The organism is Novosphingobium aquae (assembly GCF_037572715.1).
In the GTDB taxonomy this organism is placed as follows: domain Bacteria; phylum Pseudomonadota; class Alphaproteobacteria; order Sphingomonadales; family Sphingomonadaceae; genus Novosphingobium; species Novosphingobium aquae.
Genome location: NZ_JBBHJY010000002.1, coordinates 190,441 through 215,887, shown reverse-complemented (window position 1 = coordinate 215,887; position 25,447 = coordinate 190,441). Strand labels below are relative to the sequence as shown.

General features: G+C 64.4%; 22 protein-coding genes and 1 tRNA gene. All 23 read left to right on the top strand.

Features of this window, described 5'->3' with window-relative positions; translation table 11 throughout:
- Positions 1-201 precede the first annotated feature (201 nt).
- Positions 202-702 carry a division/cell wall cluster transcriptional repressor MraZ gene (locus WG900_RS06340; RefSeq protein ID WP_339965646.1) on the top strand — a complete coding sequence of 167 codons (501 nt, stop codon included), beginning with the start codon at positions 202-204 and terminating at the stop codon, positions 700-702.
- Positions 699-1,706 (top strand): 16S rRNA (cytosine(1402)-N(4))-methyltransferase RsmH, encoded by a 1,008-nt coding sequence (rsmH, locus tag WG900_RS06335; protein WP_339965645.1) that lies wholly within the window; start codon positions 699-701, stop codon positions 1,704-1,706. The genes WG900_RS06340 and rsmH overlap by 4 nt, the downstream gene beginning before the upstream one ends.
- Positions 1,703-2,212, top strand: coding sequence for a hypothetical protein (locus WG900_RS06330; protein WP_339965643.1), 510 nt, complete (start codon positions 1,703-1,705; stop codon positions 2,210-2,212). Before rsmH ends, WG900_RS06330 begins: the two co-directional genes overlap by 4 nt.
- A complete protein-coding gene (locus WG900_RS06325; RefSeq protein WP_339965641.1) occupies positions 2,209-3,939 on the top strand; it encodes a peptidoglycan D,D-transpeptidase FtsI family protein in 1,731 nt (576 codons plus the stop codon). Before WG900_RS06330 ends, WG900_RS06325 begins: the two co-directional genes overlap by 4 nt.
- On the top strand, positions 3,936-5,390 hold the full coding sequence (locus WG900_RS06320; RefSeq protein WP_339965639.1) for a UDP-N-acetylmuramoyl-L-alanyl-D-glutamate--2,6-diaminopimelate ligase: 1,455 nt from the start codon (positions 3,936-3,938) through the stop codon (positions 5,388-5,390). The genes WG900_RS06325 and WG900_RS06320 overlap by 4 nt, the downstream gene beginning before the upstream one ends.
- Positions 5,387-6,841 carry a UDP-N-acetylmuramoyl-tripeptide--D-alanyl-D-alanine ligase gene (locus WG900_RS06315; RefSeq protein ID WP_339965637.1) on the top strand — a complete coding sequence of 485 codons (1,455 nt, stop codon included), beginning with the start codon at positions 5,387-5,389 and terminating at the stop codon, positions 6,839-6,841. The genes WG900_RS06320 and WG900_RS06315 overlap by 4 nt, the downstream gene beginning before the upstream one ends.
- A gap of 12 nt (positions 6,842-6,853) precedes the next feature.
- Positions 6,854-7,924 (top strand): phospho-N-acetylmuramoyl-pentapeptide-transferase, encoded by a 1,071-nt coding sequence (gene mraY, locus WG900_RS06310; protein WP_339965635.1) that lies wholly within the window; start codon positions 6,854-6,856, stop codon positions 7,922-7,924.
- A 10-nt stretch (positions 7,925-7,934) separates the two neighbouring features.
- A complete protein-coding gene (gene murD / locus WG900_RS06305) occupies positions 7,935-9,272 on the top strand; it encodes a UDP-N-acetylmuramoyl-L-alanine--D-glutamate ligase (RefSeq protein WP_339965633.1) in 1,338 nt (445 codons plus the stop codon).
- On the top strand, positions 9,272-10,492 hold the full coding sequence (locus WG900_RS06300) for a peptidoglycan glycosyltransferase FtsW (RefSeq protein ID WP_339965631.1): 1,221 nt from the start codon (positions 9,272-9,274) through the stop codon (positions 10,490-10,492). The genes murD and WG900_RS06300 overlap by 1 nt, the downstream gene beginning before the upstream one ends.
- A complete protein-coding gene (gene murG / locus WG900_RS06295) occupies positions 10,489-11,673 on the top strand; it encodes an undecaprenyldiphospho-muramoylpentapeptide beta-N-acetylglucosaminyltransferase (protein WP_339965630.1) in 1,185 nt (394 codons plus the stop codon). The genes WG900_RS06300 and murG overlap by 4 nt, the downstream gene beginning before the upstream one ends.
- The gene (gene murC, locus WG900_RS06290; RefSeq protein ID WP_339965629.1) at positions 11,670-13,082 is read left to right on the top strand and encodes a UDP-N-acetylmuramate--L-alanine ligase; all 1,413 of its coding nucleotides are present in this window, start codon (positions 11,670-11,672) and stop codon (positions 13,080-13,082) included. The genes murG and murC overlap by 4 nt, the downstream gene beginning before the upstream one ends.
- Positions 13,082-13,987 carry a UDP-N-acetylmuramate dehydrogenase gene (murB, locus tag WG900_RS06285; protein ID WP_339965628.1) on the top strand — a complete coding sequence of 302 codons (906 nt, stop codon included), beginning with the start codon at positions 13,082-13,084 and terminating at the stop codon, positions 13,985-13,987. The genes murC and murB overlap by 1 nt, the downstream gene beginning before the upstream one ends.
- On the top strand, positions 13,984-14,946 hold the full coding sequence (locus tag WG900_RS06280) for a D-alanine--D-alanine ligase (RefSeq protein ID WP_339965627.1): 963 nt from the start codon (positions 13,984-13,986) through the stop codon (positions 14,944-14,946). The genes murB and WG900_RS06280 overlap by 4 nt, the downstream gene beginning before the upstream one ends.
- The gene (locus WG900_RS06275) at positions 14,943-15,980 is read left to right on the top strand and encodes a cell division protein FtsQ/DivIB (RefSeq protein WP_339965626.1); all 1,038 of its coding nucleotides are present in this window, start codon (positions 14,943-14,945) and stop codon (positions 15,978-15,980) included. The genes WG900_RS06280 and WG900_RS06275 overlap by 4 nt, the downstream gene beginning before the upstream one ends.
- A complete protein-coding gene (ftsA, locus tag WG900_RS06270) occupies positions 15,980-17,260 on the top strand; it encodes a cell division protein FtsA (protein ID WP_339965625.1) in 1,281 nt (426 codons plus the stop codon). Before WG900_RS06275 ends, ftsA begins: the two co-directional genes overlap by 1 nt.
- Before the next feature lie 123 nt (positions 17,261-17,383).
- Complete coding sequence (gene ftsZ, locus WG900_RS06265) at positions 17,384-18,922, top strand: cell division protein FtsZ (protein ID WP_339965624.1); 1,539 nt, start codon at positions 17,384-17,386, stop codon at positions 18,920-18,922.
- Between the two features lie 132 nt (positions 18,923-19,054).
- Positions 19,055-20,725 carry a tetratricopeptide repeat protein gene (locus tag WG900_RS06260; RefSeq protein ID WP_339965623.1) on the top strand — a complete coding sequence of 557 codons (1,671 nt, stop codon included), beginning with the start codon at positions 19,055-19,057 and terminating at the stop codon, positions 20,723-20,725.
- A gap of 156 nt (positions 20,726-20,881) precedes the next feature.
- Positions 20,882-21,367 (top strand): type III secretion system chaperone family protein, encoded by a 486-nt coding sequence (locus tag WG900_RS06255; protein ID WP_339965985.1) that lies wholly within the window; start codon positions 20,882-20,884, stop codon positions 21,365-21,367.
- Positions 21,368-21,431: 64 nt separating this feature from the next.
- Positions 21,432-22,229 (top strand): pyrroline-5-carboxylate reductase, encoded by a 798-nt coding sequence (gene proC / locus WG900_RS06250; RefSeq protein WP_339965621.1) that lies wholly within the window; start codon positions 21,432-21,434, stop codon positions 22,227-22,229.
- Between the two features lie 114 nt (positions 22,230-22,343).
- Entirely contained in the window at positions 22,344-23,090 is a 747-nt protein-coding gene (locus tag WG900_RS06245) for a Bax inhibitor-1/YccA family protein (RefSeq protein ID WP_339965619.1), read from the top strand.
- Positions 23,091-23,257: 167 nt separating this feature from the next.
- The gene (locus WG900_RS06240; protein WP_339965617.1) at positions 23,258-23,974 is read left to right on the top strand and encodes a hypothetical protein; all 717 of its coding nucleotides are present in this window, start codon (positions 23,258-23,260) and stop codon (positions 23,972-23,974) included.
- A 110-nt stretch (positions 23,975-24,084) separates the two neighbouring features.
- A tRNA-Ala gene (locus tag WG900_RS06235) sits at positions 24,085-24,160 on the top strand.
- Positions 24,161-24,389: 229 nt separating this feature from the next.
- Entirely contained in the window at positions 24,390-25,445 is a 1,056-nt protein-coding gene (gene obgE / locus WG900_RS06230; protein ID WP_339965615.1) for a GTPase ObgE, read from the top strand.
- Positions 25,446-25,447: the final 2 nt, after the last annotated feature.

Sequence of the window (25,447 nt, the reverse complement as noted above, 5' to 3'; positions counted from 1 at the left end):
AGTAGTCTAACGAGAATTTCCCGAAAATTCCGACTCTACCCCTTTCCACCCCGGTCCTTCCGCGATATGCATAGGGTCCGGTCGGGATGAATCCATTTGCCGATTCCTCAAGCAGGGGGGTCAGCCAGCAGCGAGGGCGCGTTGCTGGGGCGAGGAAGCTTTGTCCCGTTGACGGGTTCGGTTTTAGTGGGGCTGGGGCGAGTGAGCGACGGGCCGGTCATGTACAGTGGGAAGGAGATCACCGCCAAGGTAGGCGGCGATCGCTTCGTGCTGCCGCCGGAATTCCGCCACCTCGTCCGCGAATCTTCGAATGGCCAGCGCATCGTCTGCCTCCAGGCCCATCCCACGCGTCCCTGCCTCATGGGTTTCGGCCTTTCCCACCGGGTCGAACTGGAAGCACGGATCGACAAGGAAGAGGCTATCGCCATCGAACTGGGCAAGGAATTCGACCGCGAAGACCGCGAGATCGAACTGTTCAGCTTTGAAAAGATCCCCTTCGATGACAGCGGCCGCTTTGCCCTTCCGGTCGACCTGCTCGAACACGCAGGCATCACCGACAAGGTCTATTTCCAGGGCTCTATGCGGCATTTCCTGATCTACAGCCCCGATCTGGTGCCGACGCTCGGAGACGACCACGCCACCATCAAGCGCAATTGCGCCGCCGCCATGGGCCGGTTCAAGGCCGGAAAGGGCGCGAAATGACCGGCGCGCCGCATATACCCGTCCTGCTTGATGAAGTGATCGAGGCGCTTGCCCCCGCGCCCGGATCGCTGATCGTTGACGCCACCTTTGGTGCTGGCGGTTATACCCGCCGCCTGCTCGATGCCGGCGCGACGGTCCATGCCTTTGACCGCGATCCCGATGCGATTGCTGCCGGGCAGCTCTGGGCCGAAACACAGGGTGACGAACCCCGCCTCGTCCTCCACCCGCGCCGCTTTTCGGAAATGATTGCCTCGCTGGCCGAAGCGGGCGTCAGCCGCGTTGACGGCGTGGTGATGGACATCGGCGTGTCCTCGATGCAGCTCGACCAGGCGGAACGTGGCTTTGCCTTTTCGTCTGATGGCCCGCTCGACATGCGCATGTCGCAGGACGGCCCCAGCGCCGCCGACTTCCTCAACGAAGCGGACGAAAGCGACATTGCCGACGTGCTCTACACCCATGGTGAGGAGCGCCAGTCGCGCCGCGTCGCCCGCGCCATCGTCGCCGCTCGCCCGCTGGAAACGACCGGACAACTGGCACAGGTCATCCGCAAGGCGCTGGGTTACCGCCCTCATTCGAACAAAGGGCCGGCGCCCAAGGATCCGGCGACCCGCTCGTTCCAGGCGATCCGCATCCACGTCAACGCCGAGCTGGACGAGCTCGCTGCCGGCCTTGCCGCAGCCGAAGCGCTGCTGGGCGAAGGCGGACGGCTGGCCGTGGTCAGCTTCCACAGCCTTGAAGACCGCGTTGTGAAGCAGTTTCTCCGCAAAGCCAGCGGAGCCTTGCCCTCGGGCTCGCGCTACTTGCCAGAGGTCGGAACCGGCCCGGCAGCCACCTTCGCACATGTCGCGAAGGCCGTACGTCCAAGTGAAGCCGAAGTTGCCCGCAATCCCCGGTCCCGGTCCGCTACGCTGCGCAGCGCCACGCGCACCGCCGCGCCGCCCCGGCCAAACCTGCCCCATTCCGAGAGGCCAAATCTGCCTCGTTCCGAAAGGAATGCCGCATGATCGTCACCCGTTCACGTCTGCAGAAGATCGGTTGGGCCGCGATACTCACGGTCTGTTTTGCCATGCTTGTCGCGCTGACCTTCCGGGTCAATGCGGTGAAAAGCGAGGTCCGTCTGATCGAGCGCAAACTGGTTTCGGTGCAGCAGCAGAAGGAACTGCTCAAGACCGAATTCCAGACCCGCGCCAGCCAGCGCAAGCTGACCGCGCTCAACGATTTCGAGTTTGGCTTCAAGGCACCGACTCCGGGCCAGTACCTCGAAAGCGAGCGCCAGCTTGCCTCGCTTGGCAAGGCGCGCGCGGCCGATGCGCCCGCGCCGATCATGGTCGCCAGCGCCGCGCGCGAAGAGGAAAGCAGCTTCCCCACGCTGGTCAATCCGCTGTCCGGCCGCGCCGAGGCATCCGAGGCGAAGCCCGAAAAGCCGCGCCGCATTGCCACCACCGCCGGAAACCTCGGTGCGCGCCTGTCGCAGGTTTCCGCCTCGAAGCGCGACACGATCCGCGAATGACCGCCGTCGCCATCTCGACCCAGAAAAGCTCGGGACGGATGCAACTCGTCAACGTGCGCCAGCGCATGCTGCACATTGCTAAGTGGCGCTTGCTGCTGGTCGCTGCCGGCTTTGGCGCGCTCGCCGTCGCCTCGACCGCGCGGTTGGCCTACCTGGGCGTCGATGGCGATGCCCCGGCGGCGCTCTCAATGGCAGAGGCGCTGCGCCCGCCGCGCGCCGAGATTACCGACCGCAATGGTGTGCCGCTCGCCCGCGCTCTGCCTACCTTTGCCCTGTGGTTCGATGCCCGCCCGATGGACGGCGATCCGGCGCTGGTCAAAAGCCCGCAGGAACTGGCCCGCGAGCTGATGCAGATCTTCCCTGACGAGAATTACGACAACCTCGTGTCGGTTCTGTCAGCCGGCAAGTCGGCCTATATCCGCCACCGCGTGCTCCCCGAGGAAGCGGACAAGGTTCAGGCGCTGGGCGAAGCGGCGCTGCAGTTCCCCAAGGAAGAGGAACGCTTTTACCCGCAAGGCACCATGGCCGCCTTCGTGCTTGGCTATGTCGACCGCAACGGCAATGGCCTGATCGGCATGGAGCAGGTGCTTGATGCGCGGTTGAAAGACCCGGCGATGCGCGGCCAGCCGGTGGCGCTGTCGATCGATGCCCGCGTTCAGGGCGCGCTGGAAGACGAACTGGCCAAGCAGATCGCCGCGAGCAATGCCAAGGGCGGCGGCGGCATCGTGCTCGATGTCGAGACCGGCGAAGTGCTGGCCTTTGCCTCGGGTCCCTCGTTCGATCCCAACCGGCCATCGGTGCTCGACGCCAATGGCGAAGGCCTGATGCACAACGTGATGACCGGCCAGAACTACGAGCTCGGCTCCGTGTTCAAGCCGCTCACTGTGGCTGCGGCGATCGATGCCGGGCTGATCACCGACATTGCGCGGCGCTGGCCGGCGGGCTCGCAGATGGTCATCGCAGGACGTCCGGTGCATGATCACAAGAGCTATGGCGCATCGCTTACCGTGCCCGAGGCGCTGATCCATTCGTCGAACATCGTGCTGGCCCAGATCGGCGAGGCGCTTGGTCCTCAGGCGCTCAGCGCCAATCTCAAGTCATTGGGTTTCTTCGAAAAGCCCTATCTTGAGCTGCCCGGGCGCCGCAATCCGCAGCTGCCGCGGGAATGGTCGAACATCACCACCACCCGCGTTGCCTTTGGCCATGGCATTTCGCTGACTCCGCTGCACCTCGCCTCAGCCTATGCGGCGATGGTCAACGGCGGCATCTGGCGGCCGGCCACGCTGATGAAGATCGCGCCCGACAAGGCACCGCAGGGCCGCCGGGTGTTCAAGGCCTCGACCAGCGCGCGGATGCGCCAGTTGCTCCGTCTGATCGTCTCGATCGGCACGGGTCGCAAGGCCGACGCCGCCGGTTACCGCGTTGGCGGAAAGACCGGCACGGCTGAAATTGCTGACGAATTTGGCTATCACAAGGACCGCGTCGTCTCGACCTTCGCCGCCGCTTTCCCGATGGATGCGCCGCGCTATGTCGTGGTGACGACGATGGTCGAACCCAAGGCGACCGCAGCCACTTCCGGCCAGCGCACCGCAGGTTACACCGCCGCGCCGGTCATCGGCAAACTGATCCCGCGCATCGGCCCGCTGCTGGGCGTGATGCCCGATGATGGCCGCGATATCGACCTCACCGACCTTGCACCGCTGGTGGCAAGCGGGGACGGCGAATGAAACTCGGAGCGATCGCCCAGGCCGCGGGGATCGCTCTGCCCTCGGGCGGCGAGTTTCCCGTTACCGGCTTTGCCATCGACAACCGCAAAGTCGCGCAAGGCTGCGTGTTCGGCGCGTTTCAGGGCACGGCAGTCAATGGCGAGGACTTCATCCCGGCGGCGGTTCAGGCTGGGGCCGTGGCCGTTGTCGCTCGTCCCGAAGCGCGGGTCGACGGCGCGGTGCACATCGCCGATGCCAATCCCCGCCGTGCCTTTGCTCGCCTTGCCGCGAGGTTCTTCACCCCGGTGCCTGAAACCGTGGTCGCAGTCACTGGAACCAACGGCAAGACTTCTTGCGTAGAAATGACGCGCCAGATCTGGCGCATGTGCGGCCACCGCGCCGCCTCGATTGGCACGCTGGGCGTGACCACCAGCGATGAAAGCGTCTCGACCGGGCTGACCACGCCCGACATCGTCACCTTCCTCGCCAACATGACTGGATTGGCGCGCGAAGGTGTGACTCACGTCGCTTACGAGGCATCGAGCCACGGCCTGTCGCAATTCCGCAACGAGGGACTGCGCGTAAAAGCAGGGGCCTTCACAAATCTCAGTCGCGATCACCTCGATTACCACAAGGACATGGAAGACTACTTCGCGGCCAAGATGCGGCTGCTTTCCGAAGTGGTCGAGGATGGCGGCACAGCAGTTGTCTGGGCGGATGACGGCGAGTGGTCTGCCCGGGCCAGCGAACAGGCTCTCGTACGGGGCTTGAGCCTGTTCACGGTGGGCGAGAAGGGGGACCAGATCCGCCTTCTCGCCCGTCAGCCCGGCCAATTGGGCCAGGTGCTGGAAATCGAATTCGAGGGCACGGCGCGAAAGATCAACCTGCCGTTGATCGGGGCCTATCAGGCGGCAAATGCTTTGGTTTCGGCGGGTCTGGCGATTGCCACTGGCGAGGAACCAGTCCGGGTGTTCGATGCTCTCTCCCGCCTTCAGCCGGTGCGCGGCCGGCTTGAACGCGCCGCCATCAACCGCGCCGGCGCGCCGGTCTATGTCGACTATGCCCACACACCTGACGCGCTCGAAGCTGCGATTGCCGCGCTGCGCCCGCACGTTGCTGGCCGCCTGATCGTCGTGTTCGGCGCGGGCGGCGACCGGGATGCCGGCAAGCGCCCGGAAATGGGCCGGGTCACCACGGAACAAGCGGATATTGCCATCGTTACCGACGATAATCCGCGCGGCGAAGATCCCGCCGAGATTCGCCGCCAAATTCTCGCCGGTGCGCCGAGTGCGCGCGAGACTGGCGACCGCCGCGCCGCCATCACCGCCGCCGTTGCCGAGGCTGGCAAGGATGACATCGTGCTCATCGCCGGCAAGGGGCACGAACAAGGCCAGATCATCGGGCGCGGCGCCGAATGCCGCGTCCTGCCATTCGACGACGTCACCGTAGCACGGGAGGCTGCCGGCCAATGAACATCGCCGCCCTTATCGACTGGCCGATTGAAGCGATCGATGATGCCGGCCTTGCGCTGTGGACATCCGAAGCCATCGTCCGCGCCACATCCGGCACGGCAAACGCGCATTTTCAGGTCTCTGGCGTCGAGATCGACAGCCGTGACGTGCTGCCGGGCGACCTGTTCTTCGCGCTCAAGGGCGAGGCGATGGACGGCCACAGCTTTGTAGAGACGGCGTTTGAACGGGGCGCGGCGGCGGCCATTGTCGACCGCCCCATTCGCGGCCCTCACATCCTCGTCAAGGACACCTTCACAGCGCTCCAGCAGCTCGCCAAGGCGGCTCGGACACGCAGCCATGCACGGATCGTGGGTGTGACCGGTTCAGTCGGCAAGACGGGCGTCAAGGAAGCCATCTTTGCCGCGCTTGATCGCGGATCGAACGGGCAGGCGCACCGCTCGGTCAAGAGCTACAACAACCATGTCGGCGTGCCGCTGAGCCTTGCCCGGATGCCCGAGCGCGCGAAGTTCGGCGTGTTCGAAATGGGCATGAACCACGCGGGTGAAATCGCCAGCCTTGCCACGCAGGTTTGCCCGCATGTCGCCGTGATCACCACGATTGCCCCGGCGCACATCGAAAACCTCGGCAGCGAAGAAGCGATTGCCGATGCCAAGGCGGAGATTTTCCTCGGGCTGGAACCCGGCGGCACGGCGGTGATCCCGGCCGACAGCCCACATTACTGGCGGCTGCGTGCCGCGGCGGAAAAGCAGGGCGCGAAGGTCGTCTCGTTCGGCACGGCGGCTCACGCCAATGTCCGCCTGCTCGATGCGGTTCAGGCACCCGGCGGTGGTTCGCTGGTGACGGCTGATCTTGGTGATCGCCGGCTGTGCTACACGGTGGCTGCGCCCGGCGATCACTGGGTGGCCAATTCGCTCGGCGTGATCGCCGCCGTCCGTGCCGCCGGGGGTGACCTTGGCGCAGCGGGACTGGCGCTTGCCGAGATGGAAGGCCTCAAGGGCCGGGGCGCGCGTCATACGATCAATGCAGCCGGCGGCACCGCACTGCTAATCGACGAAAGCTACAACGCCAACCCCGCCTCGATGCGGGCCACATTGGCGCAATTGGGTGCGACCAAGGCTACGCGCCGCATCGCCGTGCTCGGCGCGATGAAGGAGCTGGGGGACTTCGCACCGAAGTTTCATGCCGCGCTGATCGAACCGATTGCCGCCGCCAAGGTCGATTACCTTGTCCTTATCGGCGACGAGATGGCGGCTTTGGCCGACGAACTGGGGAAATCGGCGGGTTCCGACCTTGGCTTTGCCGCGCCCTTCGCCCATTGCCGGACACCTGCCGAAGCATTGGAAGTGCTCGCGCAGTTCGGGTTGGAGCAGGGCGATGCCGTGCTTGTGAAGGGGTCGAATTCGGTTGGGCTAGGGGCTGTTGTGGCTGCGCTCGTCGAAGGGAAGGAATAGGATCGCCGAGAAATGCTCTACATCATTGCCGAATGGCTGCATTTCCCGGGTATCGTGAACCTCATCCGCTACCAGTCGTTCCGCGCGGGCGCCGCGCTGATGACCGCGCTTGTCATCGGCCTGATCATCGGACCGCGCTTCATCAACATGCTGCGCCTGCGCCAGGGTAAAGGCCAGCCGATCCGCACCGACGGCCCGCAGACGCACCTTGCCAAGCGCGGCACGCCGACGATGGGCGGGCTGATGATCCTCGTCTCGCTGGTCATTTCGATGCTGCTGTGGATGGACCTCAGCAACCCGTTCCTGTGGGCCTGCCTTGCCGTAACCATCGGCTTTGGCATCATCGGATTCATGGACGATTACGACAAGGTGAAGAAGCGCTCGACAGCCGGGCTTTCCAGCAAGTTGCGGCTGGGGCTGGAATTCCTCGTTGCCGGTATCGCCAGCTACATCATCGTCAGCCAGATCGACACGAACCTCTATATCCCGTTTCTTTCGGGCCGCTCGATCCCGCTGGGGCCGTTTTATTATGTTTTCGCCGCCGTCGTCATGGTTGGCGCGGGCAATGCCGTGAACCTGACCGACGGGCTTGACGGGCTGGCGACAATGCCGGTGATCATCGCGGCGGGAACCTTCGCGATCATCGCCTATTTAGCCGGCCGTATCGACTATGCCAGCTACCTCGGCATCCCGCACGTGCCGCGCGCCGGCGAACTGGCGATCCTGTGCGCCGGGATCATGGGGGCAGGGCTTGCTTTCCTGTGGTTCAACGCGCCGCCTGCCGCCGTTTTCATGGGCGATACCGGCAGCCTCGCGCTGGGCGGAGCGCTCGGGGCTATCGCGGTTGCGGCGCATCACGAAATCGTCCTCGCCATTGTCGGCGGACTCTTTGTGATGGAGGCGCTGTCGGTGATCATCCAGGTGTTCTGGTTCAAGCGAACCGGGCGCCGCGTGTTCAAGATGGCGCCGATCCACCACCACTTCGAACAGAAGGGCTGGAAGGAAGAGACCGTCGTCATCCGTTTCTGGATCGTCTCGATCATCCTGGCGTTGATCGGCCTGTCCACGCTGAAGCTGCGGTAACGCCGCGCCGATGATCACCTCCTCCGCCTTTGCCGGAAAGCGTTACGCGGTCCTCGGCCTTGCCCGTTCGGGGCTGGCCGCGGTGCGCACGCTGGTGAAGAGCGGGGCTTATGTCATGGCCTGGGACAACCGAGACGAGCCGCGCCAGCAGGTCATGGCTGAATTCGGCGACAAGTTGGAGCTGGCCGATCCGGTCGGCGCGGACCTTGCCGGGTTCGACGGCATCGTGGTTTCCCCCGGCGTGCCGCTCAACACCCATCCGATTGCCAGCGAAGCGGCAGCCGTCGGCGTGCCGGTGATCGGCGACATTGAACTGTTCGCGCTGGCACGCGAAGACCTGCCCGCGCACCGCGTAATCGGCATCACCGGGACCAACGGCAAGTCGACCACGACCGCGCTGGTCCACCACCTGCTCAAGAGCGCGGCACTGCCGGTGCGGATGGGCGGCAACATCGGACTTCCCATCCTCGCGCAGGAACCGTTGCCGGCGGGTGGAGTCTATGTGCTCGAACTGTCTAGTTACCAGATCGACCTGACTTACAGCCTCGCTTGCGAGGTGACTGCGCTGCTCAACATCACGCCCGATCATCTCGATCGCTATGATGGCTTCACCGGCTACACCGCCTCGAAAGCGCGGCTTTCCGAAATGCAGCGAGCAGAGCAGCACGCGGTGTTCGGTACCGGTGATCCCGAGACGTTGGCGATCGCCAGCCGCGAACAGGCGCGCCGTGCGCCGGGCCTCGTTCACTACGCCGATGGCTCGCGCGTCGCCGCGATGCAGCCGGACTGGCCGACGCTGCAAGGTCCGCACAACCTGCAGAATGCGGCGGTCGCGGTGGAGGTCGTCGAGGCGCTCGGCCTGACCGAGGGTCAGTGGCGCCCCGCCATGGCGACTTTTAAGGGCTTGCCGCACCGGATGGAGCGCGTCGCCGAGGCGCGCGGTGTTCTCTATATCAACGACAGCAAGGCAACGAACCCGGCCAGCACGGCCCCGGCGCTCGCGGCCTTCCCTCCGAAACCCGATCGCCGTGTCCATTGGATCCTCGGCGGCCTGCCCAAGGGCGACGACCTTGACGAATGCGCGCCGTTCTTCGGCAATGTCGCGGCAGCCTATACCATTGGCGAGGCCGGACCGAAGTTCGCCCAGTTGCTCGAACCATATATGCCCGTCCGCCGCAGCGAGATGATGTGCGAAGCGATCCGGCAGGCGATGGAAGAGGCAAAGCCCGGCGATGTCGTCCTGCTTTCGCCTGCCTGTGCCAGCTTCGACCAGTTCCGCGATTACGAAGCGCGCGGCGACACCTTCCGTCAGATCGTTGACGCCTTGATCGAAGGCGGGTCCTGCTGATGGCGAGCAACCCGCCTTTCGTCCCCCGCTCGGGCATCACGCCCGGTGCCGGCAATCGTCGGCGCAGCAAGGTGCAGGAAATCGCCGTCTGGTGGCGCGAGATTGACCGGGTGGCGCTGGTGCTGGTGCTCGCACTGATGGCGATGGGCGCGGCAGCGGTTGCGGCGGCCTCTCCGGCCAGCGCGCGCAAGCTTTCCACCGCTGCCATCAAGCTCGATGACCTCCACTTCTTCTGGCTGCAACTGCGTGTCCAGTTCGCCGGCATCCTGGTGATGCTCGGCGCTTCTTTCATGTCGAAGGAATGGGCGCGGCGCGTGGGCATCGTGCTGGGCGCGGCCATGCTGGTCGGGCTGGTGCTGGTGCTGCTTCCAGGCATCGGCCACTCGGTCAAGGGTGCGCGGCGCTGGGTCAATCTGGGCGTGGGATCGTTGCAGCCGTCCGAATTCCTCAAGCCAGCCTATGCCATCCTGATGGCATGGATCCTCAGCTGGAAGATACGCGATACCAAGATCCCGGTGATCCCGATCACCGCTGGCCTGATGATCGTGGTTTCGGCGCTGCTGATGGCCGAACCAGACTTTGGCTCGACGGTGCTGTTCGTTGGCGTGTGGTTCGTGCTGGTCATGCTTTCGGGCATGGACATGAAGAAGATTTCCATCCTGATCGGCGGCGGTCTGACGGCAGTGATCGCCACCTATTTCCTTTATGACAACGCCCGCCACCGCATCGACAATTTCCTTGGCGGCGGTACGGCTTATGACCAGGTCGACCTTGCCCACAAGACCATTACCGCCGGCGGCTGGACCGGCAGCGGCCTGTGGCTGGGCATGCGCAAGCTGTCGTTGCCCGAGGCGCATACCGATTACATTTTCTCGGTCATTGGCGAGGAGTTCGGTCTGCTCTTCTGCCTGATGATCGTGATCGTTTATCTCGCGCTGATCGTGCGCGTGCTGCTGCGCCTGATTGACGAGGAGGACCTGTTCACCGTGCTCGCCGGGGCCGGGCTGGCGGTGCAGATCGGCGGACAGGCATTCATCAACATCCTCGTCAATCTTGGCCTGTTTCCGTCAAAGGGCATGACTCTGCCGCTGATTTCGTACGGTGGTTCTTCTACACTGGCGCTGTGCTTCGGCATTGGGCTGCTGCTGGCGATCACCCGCCGCAATCCGTTCCTGCGGCGCGAACCGTTCAACCTATTTCCTCCGGAGACTCAGCGATGACCGCCGTCAGCCGCCATTTCGTGCTGGCCGCAGGCGGCACGGGCGGACACCTGATCCCCGCCTTCGTGCTTGCCGAAGAGCTTGAGCGCCGTGGGCACCACGTGGCGCTGATCACTGACGCGCGGGGCGCGCAGATCCCCGGCAAACCCGCCGGCCTGACCGCACACGTGCTGCCCGCCGGCCGCTTGCAGGGCAAGAACCCGCTGTCGTGGATCAAGGGTGTGCGCGCCATCATGGAAGGCCGGCGCATGGCGCTGCGCCTGTTCGAAAGCTTCGAGCCGAGCTGCGTCGTCGGCTTCGGCGGCTACCCCGCGTTCCCGGCGCTGCTGGCGGCGCAATCGGCGGGCATCCCTACGGTCATTCACGAGCAGAACGCCGTGCTGGGCCGGGTCAACCGGTTCCTTGCCGGCAAGGTCAATGCAATTGCCACCGCCTATAATCACATTGACCGGCTGGCCCCAAAACATGAGGAAAAGGTCCATCTCGTCGGCAACCCGGTCCGCGCCGATGTGCTTGCCTTGCGCGAAAAGCCCTATCCGGTTTTCACCGAAGACGGCCTGCTGCGCGTGCTGGTCACCGGCGGCAGCCAGGGCGCGCGGGTGCTGTCCGAAGTCGTTCCCGATGGCCTCGCCATGCTCCAGCCGGCGCTGCGTGAGCGCCTGCAGGTCACCCAGCAGTGCCGCGCCGAAGATATCGAGGCAGTTCGTGCGCGCTATGCCGGGCATGATATTCCCGCCGAACTCGGCACCTATTTCGAAGACATGGCGAGCCGCCTGGCCGACGCGCATCTGTTCATCGGCCGTGCCGGTGCCTCGACCGTGTCCGAGCTGACGGCGGTGGGCCGCCCGGCGATCCTCATCCCGCTCCCCATCGCCACCGACGACCATCAGGCCGCCAATTGCCGCGATATTGTCGAGGCCGGCGGCGCGCGGGCGATCCGGCAGGAACGCTTTACCGCGGTGGAACTCGCCAAGCAGCTTCAGGCCATGGCGCAGAACCCGGGCAGCCTCGCCAATGCCGCCCACGCCGCGTGGAACTGCGGCTATCCCGCTGCGGTGAGCGATCTTGCCGATCTGGTGGAGAGCTTTGGCGGCGCTCCCATGATGGATGTCATCCGTGTCGGCGGCAGCGCACACGCGCATCAGGGCAAGGAAGCACTGGCCATGGAGACGCCGGAATGAAGGGTGTCGGCACGGATATCGGCACGATCCATTTCGTCGGCATCGGCGGCATCGGCATGTCGGGCATTGCCGAGGTGATGAACAACCTTGGCTACACGGTGCAGGGTAGCGACATTGCCGAGGGCTATGTCGTCGAGGGCCTGCGCAAGCGCGGGATCAAGGTGTTCATCGGCCATGCGACCGAGAACGCCGTCGATGCCGCCGTGGTCGTCACCTCGACCGCGGTGAAGCGCGACAATCCCGAAGTGGTCTACGCGCTCGAACACCGCGTCCCGGTCGTGCGCCGTGCGGAGATGCTCGCTGAACTGATGCGGCTGAAGAACACCGTGGCCGTGGCTGGCACGCATGGCAAGACCACGACGACTTCGATGGTCGCGGCATTGCTCGATGCCGGCGGGGTCGATCCCACGGTGATCAACGGCGGCATCATCAATAGCTACGGCTCGAACGCCCGCCTTGGCGCGAGCGACTGGATGGTGGTCGAAGCGGATGAGAGCGACGGGTCTTTCCTGCGGCTCGACGGCACGATCGCGGTTGTCACCAACATCGATCCCGAACACCTCGATCATTATGGCTCGTTCGATGCGGTCAAGGACGCCTTCGTCGAATTCATCGAGAACGTGCCGTTCTATGGCTGCGCGGTGCTGTGCATCGATCACCCCGAAGTCCAGGCCGTGATCCCCAAGGTGCGCGACCGCCGCGTGGTGACTTACGGCTTCTCGGCCCAGGCTGACGTGCGCGGTGAGAACGTCACGCCATATCCCGGCGGCAACAGTTTCGATGTGGTCGTGCGCGAACGCGATGGCTCGCAGCGCCGGATCGAGGGGATCGAACTGCCGATGCCGGGCCGCCACAACGTGCAGAACGCGCTCGCCGCAGTAGCCGTCGCGGCGGAAATGGGCTGCAGCGACGAAGTCATCCAGACTGGCTTCCACAAGTTCCACGGCGTGAAGCGCCGCTTCACCAAGGTCGGCGAAGTAGATGGAACGACGGTGATCGACGATTACGGCCACCACCCGGTCGAAATCCGCGCCGTGCTCTCTGCCGCGCGCGAAGGTGTCGGGTCGGGCCGGGTCATCGCCGTGGTTCAGCCGCACCGCTTCACCCGCCTGCGCGACCACATGGAAGACTTCCAGTCGGCCTTCAACGATGCCGATATTGTCTATGCCGCGCCGGTCTATGCCGCAGGCGAACATTCGATCGAGGGCGTGGATTCGCAGGCGCTGGTCGAAGGCGTAAAGGCGCGCGGCCACCGGGCGGTCTTCACCGTTGCCGGGGCGGACGAGCTTGCCGAAGCGCTCGCCAATTCGGCGCAGCCCGGTGATATGGTCGTGTGCCTCGGCGCGGGCGACATCACCAAATGGGCCGCCGGTCTGGCCGACGCGATCAAGCTTAAGAGGGGGGCATGATGGCCGATACCCTCCCGCGCGTCGCCGGCAAGCTCACCGAAAACGCTCCGCTCGCGCCACTGGTTTGGTTCAAGTCGGGCGGCACGGCGCAGTGGCTGTTTGAGCCGAAGGATCTCGCTGATCTGCAGCAGTTCCTTGGCGACCTTGATCCCGCAATGCCGGTTATGGCGCTGGGCCTAGGCTCGAACATGATCGTCCGCGATGGCGGCGTTCCCGGCGTGGTCGTGCGGCTGGGCAAGGCCTTTGCCAAGGTCACCGCGAGCGCCGACCTGACGCTCGATTGCGGCGGCGGGGCGAGCGGTATTCTCGTTTCCTCGACCGCGCGCGACAACGGCATTGCCGGCCTCGAATTCCTCCGCTCGATCCCTGGCACGGTCGGCGGCTTCGTGCGGATGAACGGTGGTGCCTATGGCGGCGAGGTCAAGGATATCCTCGTCGATTGCGACGTCGTGCTGCGCTCGGGCGAACTGGTCACGCTGCCGGTTGCTGACCTGCATTACACCTACCGCCATTCCGCACTGCCCGAGGGCGCCATCGTCGTCGCCGCGCGGTTCAAGGGCCGTTCGGGCGAACCCGCCGCAATTCAGGCGGAAATGGACCGCATCTCCGCCAGTCGTGAGGCCAGCCAGCCGCTGCGCTCGAAGACCGGCGGCTCCACCTTCAAGAACCCGGCCCCTGAAGTATCTGGCGGCCAGAAGGCCTGGGAACTGGTCGACAAGGCCGGCTGCCGCGGCCTCCAGATCGGCGGCGCGCAGGTGAGTGAGAAGCACACCAACTTCCTGATCAACACCGGCGACGCCACCAGCGCCGATATCGAAGCACTGGGCGAGGAAGTGCGCCGGCGCGTGAAAGACAACTCGGGCTTAGAGCTCGAATGGGAAATACAAAGGGTCGGACGAAAGTGACTTTGCCGAAACTCCACATCGCGGTCCTGATGGGCGGTTGGTCCAGCGAACGGCCGGTGTCGCTCATGTCTGGCGAGGGCGTTGCCAAGGCGCTGGAATCGCGCGGGCATCAGGTCACGCGGATTGACATGGACCGCGATGTCGCGCTGCGCTTGTCGGAAACCAAGCCCGACGTCGTGTTCAACGCGCTCCATGGCACACCTGGCGAAGACGGCACGGTGCAGGGCATGATGGACCTGATGGGCCTGACTTACACCCATTCGGGCCTCGCCACTTCGGTGATCGCCATCGACAAGGAACTGACCAAGTCGGCGCTGGTCCCGCATGGCATCCCGATGCCCGGCGGGCGCATTGTCGACTGCGATGAACTTTACGAACGCGATCCGCTGAAGCGACCCTATGTGCTGAAGCCGGTCAACGAGGGCTCCTCGGTCGGCGTCGCGATCGTCACGGATGAAGGCAATTACGGCCAGCCGATCAGCCGCGATGCCAAGGGTCCGTGGCAGCTCTTTGACCGCCTGCTTGCCGAACCGTTCATTCGCGGGCTTGAACTGACCACCGCCGTCATCGGTAACAAGGCGCTGATGGTCACCGAACTCAAGCCCAAGTCCGGCTTCTACGATTTCGACGCGAAGTACACCGACGGCATGACCGAGCACGTCTGCCCCGCCGAAATCCCTGACGACATTGCCGAAGCCTGCAAGGACATCGCTCTGCGCGCCCACAAGTTACTGGGTTGCAAGGGTGCCAGTCGCAGCGACTTCCGCTGGGATGACCAGCGCGGGGTCGAAGGGCTGTTCCTGCTCGAGGTCAACACCCAGCCCGGAATGACGCCGCTCAGCCTTGTGCCCGAACAGGCGAAGCACTGCGGCATGAGCTATGAAGACCTTGTCGAGGAAATCGTTGCCGAGGCAATCCGCGACAAGGCCCAGGGCAACAGGGCCGGGGAGGCAAAATGAGCCAGACCATCCGTCGCAAGGGAAGCAACGTCCGCAAGGTCGCCGCGCAGCAGTCGAAGGCGCGTTCAATGCGTAATGCCAAGGCGAAAACCGGCTCGGCGCTCGACAGTTTCATGAACTGGCTGCCGGTCAGCGAGGAGGTGCTGCAGCGCCTGTTCCTGCTGTTCATCCTCGCGGTGGCAGCCATCGCCGTCGTCGTGATCGCGCGGTTGGCGGGCGTGCCCGAGTTGATCGGTCGGCAATTCGCCATGGCGGCGGGCGATGTCGGCTTTTCGGTCAACAAGGTCGAAGTGCGCGGGGTCAAGCACCTCAACGAGCTCAAGATTTACGAACGCGTCGATACTGCGATGGGGCGGCCGATGCCCGAAGTCGATGTCGACCAGATTCGCAGCGAACTGGTCCAGCTCAACTGGATCGAGGATGCCCGCGTCTCGCGCCAGTTGCCTGACCGGCTGGTCATCGACGTGGTGGAGCGCAAGCCGCATGCCGTGCTGCGCAAGCCTGACAAGCTGGTGCTGATCGATGCCACCGGCCACGAACTCGAACCGGTTTCGCCCGAACGCGCCAAGGGCAAGCTGATTGTCTTTGGTCCCGGCGCCAGCAAGCAGGTCGAGGCGCTGACCAAATTGCTTGGCGCAGCCCCCGCGCTCAAGCCGCAGGTTACCGAGGCCGAATGGGTGGGCAACCGCCGCTGGAACGTCGCGTTCAAGACTGGCCAGATCCTCGCCCTGCCCGAAGGGGAGAAGGATGCCGCCAATTCATTGATGACCTTTGCGCGGCTGGACGGGGTGAATCGCCTGCTCGGCGGCAGGGTCGCCGTGTTTGACATGCGCACTGCCGGCCGCATCTATTTCCGCGTGCCTGAGCGGGCCGCTGACGCTGCGACGGCCACGGCCAAGGCTACGGCGGCAAAGGCAGCGGAAAAGTCAGCTTCTGCCGAGACGAAGGACGCCAAGGATACGAAAGACACCAAGGTCGCCAGCGCCAAGACCGACAAGGCCAAGCCCGGTGAGAAGAAGAAGGAGCAGCAATAGTGGCTCAGCCCCGGATTGCGCGCCTGTTCGGCGCGGTGAACATCGGCTCCTTCCGCATTTCCGCGATGATCGCGGGGATCACTGAGACGAACGAGATGGTCGTGCTCGGCTCCGCCCACCGCGCGGCGCAGGGCGTCAAGCGCGGTTATGTGACCGACATGACCGCGGCCACTTACGCTGTGCGCGATGCGCTGGAACGCGCCGAAAAGATTGCCGGGGTCACGGTCAATTCGGTGTGGATCGGCACTTCGGGGGCAGGGCTCACCAGCCAGACCGCGCAGGTCGAGATCGACATCGGCGGCCGCCGGATCGAACAGGACGACATCGACCACCTGCTGGTCGCCGGGCGCGATGTGATCCAGCCTGACGGTCGCATGGTTCTCCATGCCCAGCCGGCGCATTACACGCTCGACGGAGCGCATGGCGTCGCCAATCCCAAGGGGCTCCACGCTGAGCGGCTGGGCGTCGACATCCACGTCATGCTGGCGGACGGCGCGCCGATCCGCAACATTACCGAAGCCGTGCAGAACGCGCACATCGATGTCGAAGCCGTCGTCGCCTCACCGATCGCCGCCGGCCATGCCTGTCTCTCGGCCGAAGAGCGCGATCTGGGCGTGGCACTGGTTGAGATGGGCGCGGAAGTGACCACCGTCTCAGTCCATGCCGGGGGCATGCTGCTCGGCCTCGCCTCGATCCCGATGGGGTCAGGTGATGTCACCGATGCCATCGCCTCGGCCTTCGGCATTCGCCGTTTCCAGGCCGAGCGGCTGAAGTGCGTCAACGGTTCAGCCATCGCCAGTCCCGCCGATCACCGCGAGATGATCGCGATCAACGCGCCGGGCGAAGAGAACGCCGGCCCGGTTGCCCGCCATGCCGACGAGGCGAACCGCATTCCCCGTGCCGAACTGGTGGCGGTGATCACCCAGCAGCTCGGCCGCTTGATGGAAGAAGTGAACAAGGCGCTCAAAGCGCTTGGATTCACAGGAACAAAGGGCCAGCTCGTGGTCTTTACCGGCGGCGGTGCGGAACTGACCGGCCTTGCTGATTTTGCGCAGTCCGCGCTCGGCAAGCCGGTTCGGGTGGCCAAGGCGCCCGAAATCCGGGGCCTTGCCGATGCTCACGCCAAGCCGGGTTTTGCGGCTTTGGCCGGGCTGATCCTCTATGCGGCAGCCGATCCGGTAGACATCCGGGCGATCGGGCCAAACTACCAGCAAACCCATACCTATGCGGGTATGGGGCTGGCCGTACGGGTGTGGAGGGCCATCCGTGAATATTTCTAGGTTGAATCCCTTAGGCTTGGCCTGTGGACAACGTCTGAAAACGGCTTGGGGAACCGAGTCGAAGCGTGTCAATATTAGAAGTGCGCACCCGTACCCGCGGCATGGGTCTATTTGGAGAGCGAGATGAGCATCAACATCGGTCCACCGGCAGTGGAAGAACTGCGCCCGCGCATCGTCGTGATCGGCGTTGGTGGTGCTGGCGGGAACGCGATCGCCAACATGATCCGGGCGGAAATCGAAGGCGTTGATTTCGTCATCGCTAATACCGATGCCCAGGCGCTGAACACGTCGGTTGCCGAACAGCGCATCCAGCTTGGCCCGGACATCACCCAGGGCCTGGGTGCCGGTTCGCGCCCCGAAGTGGGCAAGGCTGCGGCAGAGGAAACCCTGAACGAGATCGAGCGTTCGCTTGATGGCGTCCACATGTGCTTCATCGCAGCCGGCATGGGCGGCGGCACCGGCACCGGTGCGGCTCCCGTGATCGCCAAGGCAGCGCGTGACAAGGGCGTGCTGACTGTCGGCGTCGTGACCAAGCCGTTCCTGTTTGAAGGCACCCGCCGCATGCGCGCCGCGGAAGCCGGGATCGAGGAACTGCAGAAGCATGTCGATACGCTCATCGTCATCCCGAACCAGAACCTGTTTCTCGTCGCCAAGGCCGAAACGACCTTCAAGGAGGCGTTCAGCCTGGCCGATGAAGTGCTGCAGCAGGGCGTGCGGTCGATCACCGATCTCATGGTCATGCCGGGCCTGATCAACCTCGATTTCGCCGACGTCCGCTCGGTCATGGGCGAAATGGGCAAGGCGATGATGGGCACGGGCGAGGGCGCGGGCGAAAACCGTGCGCTCGAGGCGGCCGAACGCGCCATCTCGAACCCGCTGCTCGACGGCGTGTCGATGCAGGGCGCAAAGGGCGTGATCATTTCGATCATCGGCGGCGACGACATGAAGCTGCTCGAAGTCGATGAAGCCGCGAACCACATTCGCGAACTGGTCGATCCCAATGCCAACATCATCTGGGGTTCGGCGTTCAACCCGGACCTGCAGGGCAAGATCCGCGTCTCGGTCGTTGCCACCGGCATCGAACAGACCGCCGAAATGGCGACCGAAGCGGCCAAGCCTTTCAGCCTCAGCGCTTCGCGCGGGCCGGTGCTTCCTTCGGCTGGCATGGACGAAGCGGCTCCAGTCGCGGCTGCCCCTGCAGTACCTGAACCTTACGTACCGGCACCCGAACCGGAAGCGGCGGCTGACGAAGACGCGTTCGAACTCAGCGAATTTGCCGAATCCGACGAAGCTGAAGCTGCTGATGCGGCACCCGAAGATGCTGGCTGGACCTCCGCCGAAGCTGCGGATGAACCGGCGGAAGCGTCCGCGCCGTCTGCCGGCGACGACGATCTGCTCGGCAGCGCCAGCCGCCTGGTCGAGGAAGATGAAGGCTCGCCGCTGATGCGCAAGCGTCCGCTGGTGTCCTCCAGCAGTGAAGTCGACGAAAAGGCACCGCGCCTGTCGTCAAGCAGCGCGGGCAGCACCTTGTTCGAGCGTATGGCGAACCTGTCGCGCGGCGGCAGCTCGTCGGACGAAGCGGAAGAGGACGATGCCAAGGACGAGGCCGACACGCCTTCGATCTCGATTCCGCGCTTCCTCGGACGCCAGAACAACCAGTAACAAGGCCCCCGGCGAGCAGGTCGCGCCGTGCCGCCCCGTTCGTGCGCCGTTCAGCATCATTGCGCCATTGTGGCAGCGGCGTTGCTGTGTCACGCCGCAATGGGATCGGGGTCGCGCGTGGGTGGAGTGGACGTGTCGCAATTATCGAAGTTCAGGGCGATGAAGTTCGGCGGAATATTTGCGCTGGCTCTCGCTGGCCTTGCCGCTGCGCCGCTTCCGGCACTCGCCCAATCCACGTCGCGTGCGGTTGTTCAGGCTCTTCCGGGGCCGGAATCGCAGGCGCTCAATTCCGCGCTTTCCCGGCTGGGGCGTAATCCGAAAGACGTGGTCGCGCTGATCGATGCCGGCAATGCGGCGCTCGCCATGGGCGATGTTGACGCCGCCGTCGGCTTTTTTGCCAACGCCGATTCGATCCAGCCGAACAGTCCGCGCGTCCGCGCCGGACTTGCCGCGGCGCTGGTGCAGAACGGCAATCCCTATGACGCGATTCCCCTGTTTACCGAGGCTGAAGGCGCGGGCGGCATGGACCCCCGGCTCAACGCCGATCGCGGGCTGGCCTATGATCTGGTTGGCGATAATGCCACCGCGCAAAAATATTACCGGCTGGCGCTGGCGGCCTCGCCCAGTGACGAAGTGAAGCGGCGGCTGGCGCTCAGCCTCGCCATCGCCGGCAATCGCACCGGCATGGAAGAGGTTCTTATGCCGCTGCTGCAAAAGGCGGACAAGCCGGCCTATCGCACCCGGGCGTTCGCGCTCGCCATCCTTGGCAAGCCGGACGAGGCGGTGACTATCGCTTACCAGTCGATGCCGCAGGACCTTGCCGTGGGGATTTCGCCCTACCTGCGTTACATGCCGCGCCTGACCAAGGCGCAGCAGGCGGCAGCGGCGACCTTCGGCCATTTCCCGCGTGCAGCCGACATTGGCCGGGATGATCCGCGGGTCCTGCGCTATTCCCCGCCGGTGCACGTTGCCACGGCTGAGGCCACGCTGGTCCCCGCCGGCAAGCCGCTCGGCAAGCCGGAAATGGGCACCGAAAAGGGCCGGGACGAGAAAGCCAAGAAATCAACGCAGCTCGCCGTGGCACGCACAGCCAGCGCCGTGCCGGTGCCGCAACGCGCGGCGCTGCCTGATTTCAAGCCGGCACGGGAAGAAACTGTCGCTCCGCTTCAGGTCAAGCCGCCGGTCGTGACGCAGTTTGAAACCCCGCCAGCGCGGCAAGTTGCCCTCGTGACACCGCCGCCAGCCAAGCCGCAGGCGCTCCCGGCCGCGCAGGTAACTCCGCCCGCGACTGGGCCCGCGCTGATCCCCGCAGTTTCGCCCACTCCGGCAACCGTGCAGGCCGCAACGATTGCAGCTACACCCAAGCCCACGCCCGCGCCGACAATCGCCGCCGCGCCGCCGAAGCCGAGGTTCTTCGATGCCTTCGGCGATCTTGGCGCGCCAACAGCGGCAGCGGTGCCTGCCTCGGGCGCGGTGGATATCCGCAAGATCGCAGCGGCCAAGCCCAAGATCGAAACCAAGATCACCAAGCCTTCGCACCCCAGCCGCATCTGGATTCAGGTCGGCGTCGGGCGGGGCAAGGGGCCGATGCAGTCTGACTGGAAATCGCTGGTCAAGGACGTTCCCGAACTGCTTCGCGGCAAATCGGCCTCGATCACCGACTGGGGCAAGACCAACCGCCTGTTGACCGGCCCGTTTGAGACCGAAAGCGCGGCAAAGGCCCTGCTGGCGAAGCTGAAGAAGCAGAAGATCGATGCCTTCGTTTGGACAAGCCCGGCGGGGCAGGTGGTCGATCCGCTATAATTCCAGCCGCCGGCGCTGGGCTTTTCCACATGGTGTGAACAGGCTTGTAAAGTCATGCACAGGCCATCGCGGTCACTGGATTGTCCTTAACCGCGCAGCAACGCATCCAGCCGCCATGAACAGGAACATGATTTCGTGAGGACTGGCCAGGTTTCGATGAATCAGGACGAGGACGCTGCCCCGGTCGAGATGCTCGCTTCGTTGTGCGAAGCGCGCGGCTGGCAGTATGAATTTGTTGGCGACGATGAATTGACCACGGAAATTCAGGGTTCGTGGGCAACGTACCAGTTGCGCGCGGTCTGGCGCAGCGAAGACCACGTTCTGCAATTGATCTGCCTGCCCGACATTCGCGTGCCCGATGACAAGAAGGCACAAATGTACGAGGTGCTGGCGCTGGTGAACGAACAGCTCTGGCTCGGCCATTTCGATGTCTGGTCGAACGGCATGGTCCTGCTTTACCGCCACGCCATGATGCTGGGCGACGATGGCTTGCTGAGCGTCGCGCAGGCCCAGAGCGCGATCGAGACCGCGGTTGAGGAGTGCGACCGCTTCTATCCGGCGTTCCAGTTCATCCTGTGGGGTGACAAGAGCCCCGCCGATGCCCTCGCCAGCGCGCTGGTCGACGCGGCAGGAGAGGCCTGAAGCGCTTGCCGCAAGGGCGGAGCGTGGCTAACGCCGCCGCAGCAGCAGCGGCGGGACCTGTGCAATGAGCCTTTTGATCATCGGATGCGGCAATATGGGCGGCGCCATGCTGGCTGGCTGGCTGGCGGGCGGTATGAACCCGGCGGATGTCACCGTGGTCGATCCGCTGCGCCCCGAAGTGCCCCAAGGCGTTACCTTGCTGCGCGAATTGCCGGCGGACGGCCAGTTCGGCGCGGTGCTGCTCGGCATCAAGCCGCAGCAGCTGGCAGAGGCCGCTCCCGCGATTGCGGCGCTGATCGGTCCGCAGACCTCGGTGCTTTCAGTGCTTGCCGGAGTTGATCTGCCTACGCTGGGCAAGGCGTTCCCCGCTGCTGGCGCGATTGTGCGGGTCATGCCGAACCTTGCTGCGGCGCTCGGCAAGTCGCCGATTGCGGTTTCGGGAACGGTTAGCCCGGCGCAAGCGTCCGTGATTGACACGCTCCTCGCGCCGCTGGGGCAAGTCGAATGGATTGCCGATGAAAGCCTGATGGACCTGATGACGGCGCTCGTCGGATCGGGGCCGGCTTTCGTCTACCGCGTGATCGATGCATTGGCACAAGGCGCGGAAAACCTCGGTTTGCCGCGCTATCAGGCCGACCGGCTGGCGCTCGCGATGGTCGAGGGCGCAGCGGCGCTGGCCGCCAGTTCTCTTGACAGTCCGGCCGATCTCGCCCGCAAGGTGTCCAGCCCTGGCGGAACTACGGTGGCCGGGCTGTCCGCGCTCGATGAAAACGCCGCACTGGGGGCGCTGCTCGAGGAAGCGCTACGCCGCGCGCGTGACCGGGGACGCGAACTGGCCGAGGCTGCGCGCAGCGCCAGTTGAGGCTGCTACAAATTAAGACAGCTCCGCTTGTCCGGTTTCGCTTGAAACCCCGGACGATAACACCGATATTGCCGGGACCGGCTTGTCGTCGCTCGGCGCCGGAAGGAGAGAACAATGGCTAACTGGAACGATCCCCAGCCCACTCGGACGGGCTTCGGTACGTCTCCGAGCATTGACGGCAAGAGCCTGGGTCAGACCGCGTCGTATGACATGGGCTTGCGCCGCTACATGCTGTCGATCTACAATTACATGGCATCGGGCGTGCTGCTCTCGGGCATCGTCGCCTTGGTGTTCGCATCATCGGGCATGGCTGAAGCCGTGTTCGCAACGCCGCTGCGCTGGGTCCTCGTACTGGCCCCGCTCGGTTTCGTCATGGCCATGAGCTTCGGCCTCAACCGCATGCAGACATCCACGCTGCAGATGCTGTTCTGGGCTTTCGCCGTAACCATGGGCCTGTCGCTTTCGTCGATCTTCCTGGTCTACACCGGCCCCTCGATCGCGGCGACGTTCTTCGCCACGGCGGGTGCTTTCGCAGGTCTCAGCCTGGTGGGTTACACCACCAAGAAGAACCTGTCGGGCATGGGCTCGTTCCTGACCATGGGCGTGTTCGGTCTGATTATCGCGATGCTGATCAACGCGTTCTTCCCGATGCCGGGCCTTGGCCTTGCCATCTCGATCCTCGGCGTGCTGATCTTTGCCGGCCTTACCGCCTATGACACCCAGCGCCTGAAGGAAGCCTATGCGCACGTCGCCGGAACCGAAATGATGGGCAAGGTCGTGATCATGGGGGCGCTCAGCCTCTACCTCGACTTTATCAACATGTTCCAGTTCCTGCTCAGCATCCTGGGCAACCGCGAATAAGCAGGGCTAGTCTGAACCGGGAGCGGATAAGCTTCCGTTCAGGATAACAATGATTTGATCGTGCCCGGTGCGCTTATTGTCGCACCGGGCATTTTCTTTGGCGATGACGGGCGCTAGGATCAAAAGCGTATCGCCGTGCGTTGCTGCTGGGTTGAGGGTTTGCTGAAATGATCAAGTTTTCCATGAAGTCCTGCGTCCAGTTGGCGGCAGTGGCCAGTCTGGCGATTTCCGGCTGTGCTGAGGCGAAGAAGAAAAAGCCGCTGCCGGTTCCCCCGCCACCGCCCGCGCCCAAGATGGTCTTTGTCGCATGGAAGCCGGTGCCGCCCGAATGGGCCGCGCCGAACACCCAGGTGCCGCCGCTGCTCCCCGATGGCTTGCGTCAGAGCGTCAATCGCCAGATCACACCGGCCCAGACGACCTGGAACCTGCGTTCGGGCTACAACGTTGCGGCGCTAAACTGCACCCAGCCCAAGCACGCCGAAATCCTGATCAATTATCGCGCCTTCCTCAAGGCCCACGCCAAGACGCTCAAGGCGGTGAACAACAAGGTCGATGCCGAATGGCGTGCCCGATACGGCGCCGGCTTCATCAAGCCGCGCGAAAAGTACATGACCGAGGTGTACAACCACTTCGCCATCCCGCCGACGCTGCCCGCCTTCTGCGACGCGGCGCTGGCAATGAGCCGCGAAGGCAAGCTGGTGAAATCGGCGGACTTGCAAAACTTTGCGGCGCGCAGCCTGCCTAGCCTTGAGATCGTCTTCGATGATTTCTTCAAGCGCTTTGACCAGTACCGTTTGGACATGGCGGCATGGGAAACGCGCTGGGGCAAGGACGCGGTTCCGGGATCAACGGTGCTGGCGACATCGACCAACTCGACGATGTAATCCTGCGCTGCTCGGGCGCAAAAATTGGCTTTCACGGGCGGTTTGCTTTCGCTAAAGCAGCCGCTCGCGTGGGCAGGGACCAGTCTTCCTGTCCGCACTCGCACTGGAACGGGGCCGTAGCTCAGATGGGAGAGCGCGTCGTTCGCAATGACGAGGTCAGGGGTTCGATCCCCCTCGGCTCCACCAGTGCTCGGGGTGCATGAATTGCCCCAGGACGGCCTGCAAACGGCGAATTTCTGCGCTTCCGGTGCTCGCGACCAGTCGGTCGCTGCGCTCCGGTTCTCGAAATCCACCATTTTCGGCTCGCCCTGAGCCAATTCCTGCACCCCAAGCTCAGACTTCCTGCTTTTCGTCCTGACCGGGTCCGTTTCAGCCCGGGCGCGACAAACGCTTCATGATCGGCTAACGGCATACCATGCATTTTCTAGACCAAGCCAAGATCTTTATCCGCGCCGGTGCTGGTGGCCCAGGAGCCGTGTCTTTCCGCCGCGAAAAGTACGTTGAGTACGGCGGCCCTGACGGCGGTAACGGAGGCAAGGGCGGCGACATCATTTTCGAAGCCATCGCCGGGCTCAATACCCTGATCGACTTTCGTTACACTCAGCATTTCAAGGCGCCGCGCGGCACCGGTGGTTCGGGCAAGGACCGCACCGGCGCTCAGGGGCCGGACCTCGTCATCAGGGTCCCAGTCGGCACTCAGGTCATTTCGGACGAAGACCGCGAGACGGTGCTGGCCGACCTGACCGAGGCCGGACAGCGCGTCGTACTGCTCGAAGGCGGCATGGGCGGGCGCGGCAACGCCAGCTACAAGACCAGCACCAACCGTGCGCCGCGCCAGCACCAGCCGGGGTTGCCAGCCGAGGAAATGTGGGTCTGGCTGCGGCTGAAGCTGCTGGCCGACACCGGCCTTGTCGGTCTGCCCAATGCCGGCAAGTCGACCTTCATTAACAAGATCACCAATACCAAGGCCAAGGTCGGCGCCTATGCCTTCACCACGCTGCGTCCGCAGCTGGGCGTGGTGAGCCACCGTGACCGTGAATTCGTCCTGGCTGATATTCCCGGCCTGATCGCCGGCGCCGCCGAGGGGGCAGGGGTGGGCGATCGCTTCCTGGGCCATATCGAACGCTGCCGTGTGCTGATCCACCTGATCGATGCCAATGGCGTCGATCCGGTCGAAGCGATGGAAGTCGTCGAGGAAGAGTTGGCCGCTTATGGCGAGGGTCTCGACGAGAAGCCGCGCCTGATCGCTCTGAACAAGATCGACCTGATCGACAAGGAACTGGTCGAGGCGTTCAGCAAGGAACTGATCGCCGCTGGTGCTGCCGAAGTCTTCCCGATTTCGGGCGCGACGGGTGCCGGGATCGATGCACTTCTTGATGGCGTCATCAGCTATCTCCCCTCCGCAACCGTGACCGAACGCCCTGCTGGTGAGCGTGAAGAGAGCGACGACACGCCCTGGTCACCGATCTGAGG